Raw genomic sequence first — 14460 nt, forward strand, 5'->3', positions numbered from 1 at the left:
TGCCGTCCAAATCGCCACTTTCCACCGGATTGCCGTTAGAAAGCAGAACTGGCGCCTGTGTTTTGTCCGCTTCCATGCGCACACTATAGACAGACATTACATCTGGGCGGTCATAAGAATAGGTGATGCGGCGAAAGCCTTCCGCTTCACATTGTGTGCACCAAACCCCGCTGGAACGGTATAGGCCCTCAAGTGCTTTGTTCGCCTCTGGCTGCACGCGCACAACGGTCTCAAGCGTGAACTCTTTTGGCGGGTTCTGAATCTCAAGAAATTTGTCCGACACCGTATATTCGTCGCTTGAAAGCGCGCGGCCATCAATTGCCACATGGCGCAATTCCATGTGCTCGCCATGCAATTTGAGCGCCGAACCTGGTGCAACACCGTCGCGCAAATGAAATTTTAGCTTAGCCTTGATGTCCATCTCGTCGGGCGCGAACACCACATCCAGATCAGTCGTTTCAAGCGCATATTCGCTTGGTTTGTAATCACTTAGGTAAGTGGTTTTGTGTTCTTCAGCCATCTTTAGCTCATAATCCCCGAGTTGTTCTTGCGCCTATTTTATTGGCGAATTCTTAAATTGCGAAACACTGTGGCAGAACCGCTACAGCCAAATTCGTCCACTGCATATAATCTGAAAGGCTGGTTGATTCAAACCAGCTTGCCAACCTTTTTGTGTATCAAACATGTTAAATTCTATTTTCGCCTGGTTCGAAAAGCATTATTCGCCGACTCATATTGAACCCAATCCACATCCACCGATGGGGTTGCTCAAATTCTATTGGTATTTCATTGGCCAGTTCCGAACACCCGTAATGTTCAAAGTCATTATTGTGGCCATTGGCGCAGCCCTTGATGCTATGATTCCGATATTCCTTGGGACCATTGTTGATCTTGTGTCAGGCACAGAGCCGGGAACCTTGTTCAAAGACCAAGGCGCTTTGCTTTTGGCAATGGGCATCACCTTGGCATTGCGCCCTTCGGTTTTTGTCTTAGATATTCTCATCCAATACCACACCATTGTCCCATCTTTGGTGGGCCGCGTGCGCTGGCAATCGCACTGGCATGTGGTGCGCCAAAGCTGGACTTTTTTCCAAAAAGACTTTGCGGGCCGTATTGCCTCAAAGATATTCGAAACAGGTCCATCGCTTGAGAATAGCGCCATGGAGGTGATCGATGCGGTTTGGTACATGGTTGTGTTCTTTATCGTCGCAACGGGTGTTCTGGCCAATCAAGACATCGTCTTTTTGTTCCCGCTCTTGGGGTGGGCCGCTGCCTATTTGTTGCTGATGTATTTCTCGCTCCCAGCGATTGCCAAACAATCCAAGATCAACTCAAACGCGCGCTCGGTTGTCACGGGGCGCATGGTGGATTGCTATGCCAACATTCAAACGCTGAAAACGTTTGCGACTGGAAGTCTTGAAGACAAATATGTTGCGGATTCAGTTGAGGAAAACATCAAGCAGTTCCGCCTGTTGATGCGGGTATTTTCGCGCATGTGGATGAGCCTGTTCGTCATCAACACTATTTTGCTAATCACCACGGGCTACCTCGCACTATCTTGGTGGAACAAGGGCCTGATCACCACGGGCCAATTCGCTATGATCGTGCCGTTTGTTTGGCAATTGCTCAATATCTCTGGCTGGATTTTGGAAGTCGCATCCGGCATTTTCCGCGATATGGGCACGGTGCGCGACGGCATGGAAACCATTTCTAAGCCGCTTACGATGGTGGACGAACCCAATGCACCTGAACTTGCGGTTGAAAAGGCCGGTATTGCCTTTGAAGACGTAAAGTTCAACTACGACGGTGGCGAAGATAAACGGGTTATCGATGAGCTTAATCTTGACATCAGACCGGGCGAAAAGGTCGGGTTGATTGGTCGTTCGGGCGCCGGAAAGTCAACAATCGTCAATCTGTTGTTGCGCCTGTTTGATGCAGAAGAAGGTGTGATTGCTATCGATGGACAAGATATTTCACGCGTTGGCCAAGACAGTTTGCGTCAAGCTATTGGCTTTGTTTCACAGGATACTTCGCTTCTGCATCGCTCGGTGGGCGATAATATCAAATATGGCAAACCAGACGCAACTGACGAGCAGATGGTTGAGGCGGCGAGGCGGGCAAAAATCCACGACGTGATCCTTGATTTGCAAGACGAAGATGGAAACAAAGCCTATGAGGCGAAAGTGGGTGAACGGGGCGTGAAATTGTCTGGTGGCCAACGCCAGCGGATCGCCATTGCCCGTGTGTTGCTCAAAGACGCACCTATTCTGGTGTTGGATGAAGCAACTTCTGCGCTTGATAGCGAGGTGGAAGCGGCCATTCAAGAGCAGTTGACCGAATTGATGGCAGACAAAACCGTCATCGCGATTGCACACCGCTTGTCCACAATTGCCGCCATGGATCGCCTGTTGGTGATGGATGAGGGCAGGGTAGTGGAGCAGGGCACCCACGATGAATTGCTAGAGCGAGATGGGCACTACGCCCAATTGTGGAAGCGACAATCCGGTGGATTTGCTGCGGCGGAATAGGGCAGGAAAAATCAATGTTGCCTTTTAAGGTAACTGCACATAAAGTAAGAAAAAACTTTTTAAATAAGAGATCATCACAATGAGCAAAATTTTTGATTGGTTTGAAGGGCAAGTAGATCCTTACCCGAGCGAAGAGCCCACGAGGCCACCCAAGACTCTTTATGCATTTTGCCGGCATTACACAAAGGGCATGGAAGTATGGCTGGTTGGTTTGGCCATTGTTTCCGCACTCATTGCGGCAACCGAGGTGTTGCTTTTCGGTTTTTTGGGAAATGTGGTCAATTGGTTGTCAGAATCTGATCCTAAGACCTTCATTGCCGATGAATGGCCTAGCCTATTGTTCATGGGATTGGTGATCTTGGTGGCAAAACCACTGATTTCTTCGGTTGGTTCGTTGATCATGCACCAGGCCCTATTGGGTAACTTCCCAATGCGCATTCGCTGGGACGTGCACGGCTATCTTATTCGCCAATCAATGACTTATTTTCAGGATGAGTTTGCGGGTCGCATCGCCACGAAACTGATGCAAACAGCATTGGCTGTGCGTGAAACGGTGATGAAGATCCTCGATATTTTGGTTTATGTTGTCACCTACTTCGTCGGCATTTTGGTGGTCACATTGGCCGCTGATTGGCGCTTGATGATCCCGTTTGTCATATGGCTCATCGCTTACATTTCGCTGATGCGGTACTTTGTGCCCCGCATGCGCAAAATCTCAGCCGAGCAGGCCGATGCGCGTTCACTTATGACAGGGCGCATTGTCGACAGCTACACCAATATCGCCACCGTCAAGCTGTTCTCACATTCTAATCGAGAAGAAGCCTATGCCAAAGAAAGTATGGATGGGTTTTTGCAAACCGTATATCGCCAAATGCGTTTGGGCTCTACGCTGGATATTACCATTGTTTGCATGAACTCCATTCTGCTGTTCAGTGTTGCGTGGATCGGTATTTCCTTGTGGATCGGCGGCCAAATCTCGCCCGGACCGGTTGCCGTCGCGCTTGGTATAATCTTGCGCATTTGGGGCATGTCCTATTGGGTGATGTGGGAAATGTCAGCGTTGTTTGAAAACATCGGCACAGTGCAAGATGGCATCAACTCAATCTCATTGCCTCGTTTGGTTGCAGACAATAAAGATGCAAAACCTATTCCCAAAGTTAAGGGCAACATTGAATTCAACGATGTAACCTTTAACTATGGCAGCGACAAAGGGATAATCGAAGGGTTGAACCTCAATATTCCAGCAGGTCAAAAGGTTGGGCTCGTTGGTCGTTCCGGCGCGGGCAAATCAACCCTCGTCAATATCATTCTGCGCTTTTACGACGTTGAAAAAGGCACAATCAGTATTGATGGTCGCGACATTTCGAAAGTCACCCAAGATAGTTTGCGCGAGAATTTGGCGATGGTGACCCAAGACACGTCATTGTTGCACCGTTCTGTGCGGGAAAACTTGCTCTATGGTCGTCCAGATGCAACTGAAGAAATGATGATTGCAGCTGCCAGACAGGCAGAAGCACATGATTTCATTCTTGAATTGACCGACCCCAAGGGGCGTCAGGGATATAATGCGCATGTGGGCGAGCGGGGCGTGAAACTATCTGGCGGGCAACGCCAGCGTGTTGCTATTGCGCGGGTTTTGCTCAAAGACGCACCGATCTTGATTTTGGACGAAGCCACCTCAGCGCTCGATAGTGAAGTGGAAGCAGCCATCCAAAGCCAATTGCAGCACCTCATGCAAGGCAAAACGGTGATTGCCATTGCCCACCGTCTGTCCACCATCGCTGAAATGGATCGCTTGATCGTTATGGATCAGGGCAAAATCATTGAAGATGGATCGCATGACGAACTAATCGCGCAAAATGGTGTCTACGCACAATTGTGGAAGCGTCAATCGGGCGGATTTATCAATCCGGTAGAGGAAGAGGAATTGATCGCCTAAATAACAAAGTATGGGTGGCGCGGCATATTTCCGCGCCGCCTGTTGATTAAAGCCAGCGCCGCGTGTTCTTGCGAAACAGCATGTAAGCAGCGCCAAATTTGCCTTCCAAATAAGCCTCTTCGCGCTTGATCACGCCAAAATGCAATGTAAGGGCCACAGGCAGGGTGAGAATAACGCCCCACTCGAGATTCCAAAAAATGCTAACCCCCAAAAAGAAGATCACCATGCCGAGGTAAATCGGGTTGCGGGTAAGCTTGTAAACGCCCGAATGCACCAAAAATAGCGCGGGTTTATGCGGTTCCACGTGGGTGCCATGCTTGCGTAATTCTAGAACGCCAAGCAAAGCAGTGGAAAGTCCAATTAGCGCCAAAATGGCACTAAACCCGGTTTGAAATTTGGATTGAAAAACCGGCGCAAGAAAAGTGATGGGTAAAAGCCATTCAAGCAGAATGGCCAGGCCAAAACCAAACAATAAGAGTAGCGGCGGAAAAATCACCACATTGGGGTTGTCGCGTGTGTGTTCACTCATTTCATCCCCTTTCAGCGCCAGCAGGGCGCCCTCAGAATGAAACTATCGACCCTTGACCACCACATTGTCAATTAGCCTTACGCCATCAAGAAACGCGGCGACAAAAAGCCGGGCAGGTCGATCAAACTCTGTCATTGGCGACAAATCATCTGCACTGCGCATTTCAAGATAATCAATCGCCTCAAAACCTGCTGCCAATAGCGCTTCAGACGACCTAGACATTACGGTTTCTACTGATTTTCCTGAATCAATATCTTCAGCAGCTTGGCTAAGTGTTTGAAACAACAATGCCGCTGTTTTTCGACCCTTTTCGCTAAGCCGCACATTGCGTGAAGACATGGCCAAGCCATCTACTTCGCGTAAAATTGGGCAACCAACGATTTTTGCGGGTATATTCAAGTCCGCAACAAGCCGATTGATCACGGCCAATTGCTGATAATCTTTTTGCCCGAAATAGGCCGCGTCGGGCAGCGCCTGCAAGAGCAATTTGCTCACAACGGTCGCCACCCCGTCAAAATGCCCGGGCCGCGTCGCCCCGCAAAGCCCATCGGTTATGCCGCTCACGCTGACCGTGGTGGCAAACCCATCCGCATACATTTCTTCAACGTGAGGCGCCCACACAATCGCAACATCAAGCGGTTCAAGTAGGGCCACATCCGCTGCTTCGTTGCGCGGATATTTCTCTAGATCTTTCTTGTCATTGAATTGGGTTGGGTTCACAAAGATTGAAACGATCACTTTGTGCCCGTCGTCTTTTGCTGCCTGAACAAGGCTTAGATGCCCCTCATGCAACGCGCCCATTGTGGGCACCAAACCAATTGTGTGCCCCGCGGCGCGCAATTCACGCACCCGCAGACGCAATTCATCAATGGTGCGAACGATCACCGGGCTCATTTTTTGTCCGCGTAAACATGGTCGGCACCGGGGAAGGCGCGCGATCGCACATCTTTGGCATAGGTCGCAATTGCATCATCTGCCGCCGCACCAAGGTCTGCGAAACGCTTCACAAACTTTGGTTTGAAGTCTTGGAACATGCCAAGCATGTCGTCCACCACCAAAACTTGCCCGTCGCATTGATTAGATGCGCCAATGCCAATGGTTGGAATATCCAATAGCTTGGTCGCTTCGTTGGCCAGTTCTTCGGTGACCATTTCCAACACCACGCAGAACGCACCTGCGTCCTGCACGGCTTTGGCGTCGTCCAAAATGCGCTGACGGTCTTCGCCGCGCCCTTGCACGGCGTAACCGCCAATGCCCTTAACCGATTGCGGCGTAAGTCCTACGTGGGCCATAACCGGAATGCCGCGTGTGGTCAAAAAATCAATTGTTTCTGCCATATGCGCGCCGCCCTCAAGCTTGATCGCTGTGCAGTCCGTCTCTTGCATAATGTAGGCCGCCGTTTCGAAAGCTTGCTCTGGGCTCGCCTCATAGCTGCCAAACGGCATGTCCACCACCACAAGTGCGTGGTCTGCGCCGCGGCGAACGGCTTGGCCGTGCATCACCATCATCTCAACACTCACACTTTGAGTGGAGGGCAGGCCATGTAAGACCATGCCAACGCTATCGCCAACCAAAATTAGGTCACAATGCTCGTCTGCCATTCGTGCAATTGGAGTTGTATAGGCCGCCAAGCAAACGATGGGCGATTTGCCCTTCATTTCCATGATCTTCTTGGCGTTGATGGGTCTCTTGTTGCTTGATGCACTCATTATGGGTCTTCCCGCTTGACCAAAACAAAGGCTCAACCCCACACCGAGCCAGCGTCTAGATAGAGCGGATTGGGAAATAAATCAACAAATGCTGATTAGCCTTTAGGTGCGCAGTAGATACCATGCAGCGTTTCGAGCACAGCTTCCACCTCGGCAGATGCGAGCGAGTAGTGGATCACATTCCCATCCCGTCTGGTCGACACCAAACGTAAGGCGCGAAGCTTCCCTAAGTGTTGACTGAGCGCTGGCTGACTAAGGCCAACCAACTCCACAAGTTCCGTTACCGGCTTTTCGCAGCCAACAAGATTGCATAAGATCGCAAGGCGATTGGCGTTTGCCATTGCACCTAATAGCTCGGCAGCTTGATCTGCGTTTTTTTCAAGTTCTTCAATGTTCATGTTGACTACATTAGAATATAAGCATATAGAAATGCAAGGGATGATTTTCTGTCTTGTACGGCAGAGTACTAAGCGAGGTAAATAGGAGTATGACGGAATTCACACCGTTAGAGGCGATTCTTGGTGGTAGCCTCATTGGGCTGGCATCTGTGTTGCTTATGGCCTTCCATGGCCGTGTTGCCGGTATGACTGGCATTTTAGCAGGCATTTTGCCCCCCATTCAAGCAGATTGGGCGTGGCGAGCAACATTTTTACTCGGTGCAATTGCCGGGCCTGTTGCAGTTTCAGCTTTCACAGGCGCACCGGTGCCCTTTGAAAATCCGGTGTCGTTGACCGCAGTAATCATCGGCGGCTTCATTGTCGGCGTCGGCGTCAATTATGGATCAGGCTGCACGTCAGGTCATGGCGTTTGCGGTATGGCACGGCTTTCGCTGCGCTCGATCACCGCAACAGGCACTTTCATGTTGTTTACATTCATCACCGTATTTGTGGTGCGTCACATTCTAGGGGGGATCTAAGTCATGAAGCTGATCTCAACTTTTATCATCGGACTGATTTTCGGCACTGGCATCACTATTGGTGGCATGTCAAACCCAGCAAAAGTGCTCAATTTCTTTGATATTGCTGGCACTTGGGACCCAAGTTTATTGCTTGTTATGGTTTCGGCCCTCGTGGTCACCGCTGTTGGTTATTTATTTGTCCTCAAACGCCCTCATCCGGTGTTTGAAGACGTGTTTTCCTTACCGGCTGCCAAGCAAATTGATGCGCCGCTCGTCATCGGGTCCGCAACATTTGGCATTGGCTGGGGCATCACTGGCTTTTGTCCGGGCGGGGCAATTCCTGCGCTTGGGTTGGCCATTCCGGATCCATTCATTTTTGTCGGCTCAATGATTGTCGGCATCACATTGGCGAAGTTCTTGCGCGGCAGAAATGCCTTCAAGACCGTCAAAACACACAACTAAAATACAGGAGCGATATATGATCGAGCCATTACCATTCACACCACAACTGGATGTTAGACCAATTGTTACCGCGTTTTTTGACGCACCAACAAACACCATTTCATATGTGGTCCAAGATCCAACCAGCAACAAATGCGCAGTTATCGATTCCGTTATGGATATTGATTATGCCGCAGGTCGGATTTCCTATGGTGGGGCCGATCAAATCATCAAGTTCATTAAAGATAATGAACTTGAATTGGAGTGGCTGATCGAAACCCACGTCCATGCTGACCATTTGTCCGGAGCTCCTTATATCCAAGGCAAATTGGGCGGCAAACTGGGCATTGGTGAGAATATCACCATTGTGCAAGACGTCTTTGGCAAAGTGTTCAACGAGGGCACTGAGTTCCAACGTGATGGCTCGCAATTCGATCAGCTCTTCACTGATGGCGACAGCTATCAAATCGGCAATCTGACCGCTTATGTCATGCATACACCCGGGCACACCCCCGCTTGTATGACCCACACCATTGGCAATGCAGCTTTTGTCGGCGATACGCTGTTCATGCCTGACGGTGGTTCTGCACGAGCGGATTTCCCCGGCGGAGACGCGCGCACCTTATACAGATCGGTAAAACGGGTGTTGCAGTTGCCGGATGAAACAAGGCTGTTCATGTGTCACGACTACGGACCAAACGGTAGAGATATCCAATGGGAGACATCTGTGGCCGAAGAGCGCAATCACAATATCCACGTCAAGGACGGCATCTCGGAGGACGACTTCGTGCGTATGCGCGAAGAGCGCGACGCGAGTTTGGATATGCCAAAACTAATCATCCCATCGCTCCAAGTTAACATGCGTGGCGGCAAAATGCCGCCGGCGGATGATAAGGGTGATGTGTTTTTCAAAGTCCCCGTGAATAAGCTGTAACTTATGCAACCCATTGTTTCTATGTTCAAATCCTTGGTCGCGCCCTTTCAGGTGTTGGCCAAGCAGATGGAGAGTATTACCAAAATGAACCCTAAAAGAGTTTCGGATGAGTTCTATGTTGCTGGCCAAATTGGGTATTCGGATTTGCCCAAATTGGCCGAACAAGGCTTCAAATCAATCATTTGCGCCCGTCCTGATGACGAGGAAGGCAATCAACCCCGTTTTCAAGATCTAGCGCTAGAAGCGGAAAAATACGGCATCAAAATGCTGCATGTGCCCATTCGTCCTGGCCAAGCCTGTGGCGCTGATGTGGACAAGTTTGCCAAAGGCTATTTCGATATGCCCAAGCCAATTCTTGGCTATTGCCGATCTGGCATGCGCGCCCATTCATTGTGGGAGCTAAACCAAGAAGCGACCGCCATGCACGTGCCAATGGGCAAATAACAAACCATGTGGGATCAACCAATGTCTGAGATTGCTAAGCGGCTCAAAAAACTTCCAATCTATGATTGGGGTAGAGCTTATAACGGCGAAACGCTAACCAGCGATCTTGTTGCAGCGATTATCGTCACGATTATGTTGATCCCACAGAGTTTGGCCTACGCTCTGTTGGCGGGCTTGCCGCCGCAAATGGGCCTTTACGCTTCAATCCTTCCGCTGGTTGCCTACGCGCTTTTTGGTTCCTCACGCACCCTTGCTGTGGGCCCGGTTGCGGTTGTCTCCCTTATGACAGCCGCCGCCGTTGGTAAGCTTGCCTTGCAAGGCACCGAAGAATACATATTTGCGGCAATGGCGCTGGCGTTGATATCTGGCCTGATGCTATTGGTCATGGGCCTACTCCGGCTTGGTTTTATGGCCAATTTCTTATCACATCCGGTGATCTCTGGCTTTATCACGGCGTCCGGCATTATTATTGCAACCAGCCAATTAAAACACATTCTAGGCATCGACGCGCACGGGCATAATCTGTTTGAACTTGTGACGTCGATTTTCTCGCACCTCAATCAGATCAATCCGTTCACCTTGACGATTGGTGTTGCCGCAACCGCCTTTCTGTTTTGGGTGCGCAAGGGCTTAAAACCTTGGTTATTGTACCTTGGGTTAAAACCGCGATTAGCGGAAATTCTGGCAAAAACCGGGCCTGTTTTTGCCGTTGCTGTCACCACATTGATAGCATTTGGTTTTGGACTTGGCGGGCAGGGCGTTGCGCTTGTTGGGGAAGTTCCCCAAGGGTTGCCCGGACTACACGTGCCCAAAATTGATCTTGAATTGGTGTTTTCGCTGGCGGGCTCTGCCGCGCTCATCTCCATCATCGGGTTTGTGGAATCGGTTTCGGTTGCCCAAACCCTTGCGGCAAAGCGCCGCCAGCGGATCGAACCCAATCAGGAACTGATAGGTCTTGGCGCATCCAACGTTGCCTCTGCAATCGGCGGTGGTTATCCGGTAACCGGCGGGTTCGCGCGGTCTGTGGTCAATTTTGACGCGGGTGCCGAAACACCTGCTGCGGGGGCATACACCGCTATTGGGATCGCGCTGGCAACCGTGTTTTTAACGCCGCTGCTTTTCTTTTTACCCAAAGCAACTTTGGCCGCCACCATCATTGTTGCTGTGATGACCCTTGTCGATTTTTCGATCCTTAAGCGCACGTGGAACTATTCAAAAGCTGATTTTACAGCTGTGGTGAGCACCATGGCGGTGACCTTGCTTTTTGGAGTGGAATTGGGCGTAACCAAAGGGGTTCTCGTGTCGGTCGCTGTTCACCTCTATAAGACCTCGCGCCCCCATGCTGCCATTGTTGGACTGGTTGAAGGCACCGAGCACTTCCGCAATATCGACCGCCACGATGTCAAAACCACGCCGGACGTGCTGACCCTTCGAGTCGATGAAAGCCTTTATTTCGCTAACGCGCGTTTTCTTGAAGACCGGGTTTATGATTTGGTTGCAGATCGTCCAGCACTTAAGCACGTGATATTGATGTGCCCCGCGGTCAATGAAATCGACACATCTGCGCTCGAAAGCCTTGAGGCCATCAATGAACGTTTGGATGCGCTTGGGGTAAAATTGCACTTCTCCGAGATCAAGGGGCCGGTGATGGATAAGCTCAAAAAAACCGACTTCTTTCAGCACCTGACAGGTCAGGTTTTTCTTAGCCAATATCAAGCCGTTTGTGCAGTTGCGCCCCAAACCTGCAATCAAACAAAGCTGGCAAAGGCCAAAAACGGTAACAAGTTGTAACGAACCGAACCGAATAATTTGTCTGACATTTGACAAAGAGCGTGTTTTGTCCTTTGAATGCGCCGACTTTATTCCTGAGGTTGGGACACCATGAAACGCTCTAAAATCAATGAGATCATCCGTCAGGGTGATGAATTCATCCGCTCGTTTGGCTACATTATGCCCCCGTTCGCCTATTGGACACCGGGGCAAATGAAAGATCGCGCTAGCGATATGCAAGGGCTGATCAAGGCTGGCATGGGGTGGGACATCACCGACTATGGTCAAGGTAAATTCGACGAATTGGGCTTGTTTTTGTTCACCACCCGCAATGGTGACGCCGCTGACCTGACCAAAGGCACCGGCATGCTTTACGCCGAAAAAATCATGATCTCGCGCCAGGATCAAATATCTCCCATGCACCGTCATAACGTCAAAGCCGAAGATATTATCAACCGCGGTGGTGGCACCCTGACACTTGAGCTTTTCGCACCCGCAGCGGATGGCACCATTGACGAGAAAGCAGATGTTACGGTGCCTGTGGACGGCATCATGCGCACCTTGCCCGCCGGAGGCATTTTGCGGCTTGATCCGGGTGAAAGCGTTACGCTGATGCCCGGTGTCTGGCATGCGTTTTGGGGCGAGGGGGGCGATGTGCTGATCGGCGAAGTCTCTACCGTCAACGACGATAAGACCGACAATGTGTTCCGTGACCCGATTGGTCGATTTTCGACGATCGAAGAGGACGAAGATCCGCTTTATCTCCTGGTCAGTGATTACGACAGGTTTTTTGCCTAGTCCAAAATAGGTTACAACGATTGCCGCAGTTTTCATTTTCCGGTTGCGCGTGCCCTTGAAATTTATCAAGGTGCGCGCAATTGATGGGCAAGGGCCCATCCCAATTGAATGAGTCCCAACAAGGGGCCGCATAGGGTTTAAAATGAATTCATCAGTTAAATCGCTGATCCTTGCATCAGGCATTTCGCTATTGTCTGCGACGACAACAATCGCCGCAGAGTATAACTTCAAGCTCCACCATTTTTTGGGTGCCACGTCGCCATCGCAAACCGAAACCATTGAGCCTTGGGCGCGGGCGGTCGAAGAAGCGTCCGGTGGTCGGGTGAGCATTGAGATTTTCCCATCCATGTCTTTGGGCGGTCGCCCACCTGAATTGGTTGGCCAAGCCCGTGATGGTGTGGTCGATATCATCTGGACCGTGAACGGATATACACCGGGCGTATTCCCCCGCACTGAAGTGTTTGAACTACCGTTTGTACACACCAACAATCCAGGCGCCACCAACTTAGCGATGGCCGAATTGTTCGATGCTGAATTGGCTGTGGAATATAAAGGCCTTGAGGTCATGTTCTTGCATGTGCACGGCGGCAACGGCTTGCACACAGTGGATACGCCAGTGCATGAGCCTGCCGACGTGAACGGCCTTAAAATCCGCACCCCATCGCGCACTGGCGCATGGACCATTGAAGCACTTGGCGCATCTGCAGCCGCCATGCCGGTTCCCGCTTTGCCCCAAGCCTTGGCCACCAAGGCTGTGGACGCAGCATTTGTGCCGTGGGAAATTATCCCAGCCTTAAAGCTGCAAGAGCAAACCAAATACCAAATCGAAGGCATCAACAAAACACGGTTCGGCACGCTCGTGTTCCAAATGTCGATGAATAAATCGCGCTGGAATGATTTGCCCGCGGATATCCAACAAGCTTTCCAGAAAGCTTCTGGCGATGAATGGCTCGCCCATTTGGGTGAGGTGTGGGAAGCAACCGACACGCAAGGTATCGCCATGGCAGTTGAAGCAGGCAATACGCATATCATGCTAGATCAAGCCCAAACCGATGCGTTTGAGCTGGCGCTGAAGCCCGTAATTGAGCGTTGGGTGGACGAAGCCAACGGCGCTGGCATTGATGGAGCGGACCTGTTGGCCAAAGCACAAGCATCAATTGCCAAACACGCGAAGTAAGATGTAGGTTGGCGACAACAGCACCAGAAATGGAAAGGGGAGTGTCTACACGTTTGGCACTCCCCATTTTGGTTTTATGAAGATTATCCTCATGCGCCATGGGCGTCCTCTTTTTGATCTTGATGAACTGCGTGGACAAAAATTTGCACCGAGCGACATTACGCAAATCTTGTTGGATTATGAGCAAACAGACCTCGCGCCAGATTGTTCACCGCCAAACGATGCGATTGAATTGGCCAATGCCTGCGCTGCTCACTTCAGCAGCCAGTTGCCGCGTGCAAAGGCTTCAATTGAACGATTGGGGTTGCGCCACAAGGCTCAGACGGATCCTTTGTTTGCCGAGTCATCCATGCCGCACACCCATTGGACACGTCCCAAATTGGATGCCCTCATCTGGAGCGTAACGTTTCGTTTGGCGTGGCTCGTCGGTTTTTCGCAAAATGGCGAAAGCTTTGCTCATGCAAAACAGCGGGCAATGCAGGCTGTGGAAATGCTTGAAAATGCAGCACAGCAGCATGGGGACGTTTTTCTTTTGGGTCATGGCATTATGAACCGGGTGCTCGGGCGCGAATTGAAACGCCGAGGTTGGCACAAGGTAGCGGCAAATGGTTCTGGGTATTGGTCCCATATGGTGTTTGAAAAGTGATGTGATCCTTTAAGCTCCTTGATGTTTTGATTGCCCTTAATCCCCAAATAAATGCTCAATTCGCTATAGAAAGTTACACCAGCAACGGTTATCGTTTTCTCGCGAGGCTCTTTTGTCGGAGCTTGAGAATTGAACAAAGACATAACCGAACAATTCGCTGAAAACGCGGTTGAAAAGGTGCGCTACGCCAAACGAAACCCCATCGGGTTTCTCATCCTCACCATTATGGCCGGTGCCTATGTTGGCGTGGGCATTGCCCTGATCCTGACCGTTGGAAATGACGTTGACCCGGCATCCCGAAAATTGGTGATGGGTGCACTGTTTGGCATCACATTGACATTGATCGTATTTGCCGGGGCGGAACTGTTTTCTGGTCGCATCATGTATATGACATTCGGCTTTTTCTACAAAAAAATGTCCGCCTTTGCGGTCGTCAAAGACTGGTTTATCTGCTGGTGGGGCAACCTTTTAGGGGCCATGGCGCTTTCTGTTTTAGTGGTTGCGGGCAATGGCGGCGGCTGGGCAGGGCAAGAAGCGTCCTTGGTGCACCAAGTGGCTGATGCGAAAATGAATAGTTCCATTATTGAACTGTTGGCCCGCGCCATTTTGTGCAATTGGCTGATTTGCCTCGCCATCTGGATGACAGC

At 50.7% G+C, this 14460-nt stretch carries 15 protein-coding genes and 1 pseudogene; 11 read left to right on the forward strand and 5 right to left on the reverse strand.

The window, feature by feature from the left end; all coding sequences use genetic code 11:
• A pseudogene (pepN, locus tag Q0231_RS08405) lies at positions 1-520 on the reverse strand (aminopeptidase N); the annotation flags it as partial.
• A gap of 163 nt (positions 521-683) precedes the next feature.
• On the opposite strand from pepN, the gene Q0231_RS08410 reads away from it, so the two are divergent.
• Both Q0231_RS08410 and Q0231_RS08415 read left to right on the forward strand, forming a co-directional pair.
• Complete coding sequence (locus Q0231_RS08410; protein WP_299347105.1) at positions 684-2528, forward strand: ABC transporter ATP-binding protein; 1845 nt, start codon at positions 684-686, stop codon at positions 2526-2528.
• Between the two features lie 79 nt (positions 2529-2607).
• Complete coding sequence (locus tag Q0231_RS08415; RefSeq protein ID WP_299347107.1) at positions 2608-4467, forward strand: ABC transporter ATP-binding protein; 1860 nt, start codon at positions 2608-2610, stop codon at positions 4465-4467.
• A gap of 46 nt (positions 4468-4513) precedes the next feature.
• Here the strand turns inward: Q0231_RS08415 and Q0231_RS08420 are convergent, their stop codons facing one another.
• From Q0231_RS08420 to Q0231_RS08435, 4 genes are all read right to left on the reverse strand, one after another.
• A complete protein-coding gene (locus Q0231_RS08420; RefSeq protein WP_269392274.1) occupies positions 4514-4996 on the reverse strand; it encodes an isoprenylcysteine carboxylmethyltransferase family protein in 483 nt (160 codons plus the stop codon).
• A 42-nt stretch (positions 4997-5038) separates the two neighbouring features.
• Entirely contained in the window at positions 5039-5890 is an 852-nt protein-coding gene (gene panC / locus Q0231_RS08425) for a pantoate--beta-alanine ligase (RefSeq protein ID WP_299347109.1), read from the reverse strand.
• Positions 5887-6705, reverse strand: coding sequence for a 3-methyl-2-oxobutanoate hydroxymethyltransferase (gene panB / locus Q0231_RS08430; RefSeq protein ID WP_269392272.1), 819 nt, complete (start codon positions 6703-6705; stop codon positions 5887-5889). The genes panC and panB overlap by 4 nt, the downstream gene beginning before the upstream one ends.
• 95 nt (positions 6706-6800) lie before the next feature.
• Positions 6801-7103: a helix-turn-helix transcriptional regulator gene (locus tag Q0231_RS08435; protein WP_269392271.1), complete on the reverse strand. Its 303-nt coding sequence runs from the start codon at positions 7101-7103 to the stop codon at positions 6801-6803.
• An 89-nt stretch (positions 7104-7192) separates the two neighbouring features.
• Between Q0231_RS08435 and Q0231_RS08440 the strand changes: the two genes are divergently transcribed.
• The 9 genes from Q0231_RS08440 to Q0231_RS08480 all read left to right on the forward strand — a co-directional run.
• Complete coding sequence (locus Q0231_RS08440) at positions 7193-7621, forward strand: YeeE/YedE thiosulfate transporter family protein (protein ID WP_299347112.1); 429 nt, start codon at positions 7193-7195, stop codon at positions 7619-7621.
• 3 nt (positions 7622-7624) lie between these two features.
• Complete coding sequence (locus Q0231_RS08445; protein ID WP_269392269.1) at positions 7625-8065, forward strand: DUF6691 family protein; 441 nt, start codon at positions 7625-7627, stop codon at positions 8063-8065.
• Positions 8066-8081: 16 nt separating this feature from the next.
• Positions 8082-8978, forward strand: coding sequence for an MBL fold metallo-hydrolase (locus tag Q0231_RS08450; RefSeq protein ID WP_299347114.1), 897 nt, complete (start codon positions 8082-8084; stop codon positions 8976-8978).
• Between the two features lie 84 nt (positions 8979-9062).
• Positions 9063-9422 carry a TIGR01244 family sulfur transferase gene (locus Q0231_RS08455; RefSeq protein ID WP_269392267.1) on the forward strand — a complete coding sequence of 120 codons (360 nt, stop codon included), beginning with the start codon at positions 9063-9065 and terminating at the stop codon, positions 9420-9422.
• Between the two features lie 21 nt (positions 9423-9443).
• On the forward strand, positions 9444-11213 hold the full coding sequence (locus Q0231_RS08460) for a SulP family inorganic anion transporter (RefSeq protein WP_299347116.1): 1770 nt from the start codon (positions 9444-9446) through the stop codon (positions 11211-11213).
• Between the two features lie 90 nt (positions 11214-11303).
• Positions 11304-11990, forward strand: coding sequence for a D-lyxose/D-mannose family sugar isomerase (locus Q0231_RS08465; RefSeq protein ID WP_269392265.1), 687 nt, complete (start codon positions 11304-11306; stop codon positions 11988-11990).
• 142 nt (positions 11991-12132) lie between these two features.
• Positions 12133-13167 (forward strand): TRAP transporter substrate-binding protein, encoded by a 1035-nt coding sequence (locus Q0231_RS08470; protein WP_299347118.1) that lies wholly within the window; start codon positions 12133-12135, stop codon positions 13165-13167.
• A gap of 76 nt (positions 13168-13243) precedes the next feature.
• The gene (locus tag Q0231_RS08475; protein WP_299347120.1) at positions 13244-13813 is read left to right on the forward strand and encodes a histidine phosphatase family protein; all 570 of its coding nucleotides are present in this window, start codon (positions 13244-13246) and stop codon (positions 13811-13813) included.
• A gap of 129 nt (positions 13814-13942) precedes the next feature.
• A partial coding sequence (locus tag Q0231_RS08480; protein ID WP_299347122.1) for a formate/nitrite transporter family protein occupies positions 13943-14460 on the forward strand: 518 nt, incomplete at its 3' end.

The sequence above is a fragment of the uncultured Maritalea sp. genome (assembly GCF_937139385.1).
GTDB lineage: Bacteria > Pseudomonadota > Alphaproteobacteria > Rhizobiales > Devosiaceae > Maritalea > Maritalea porphyrae_A.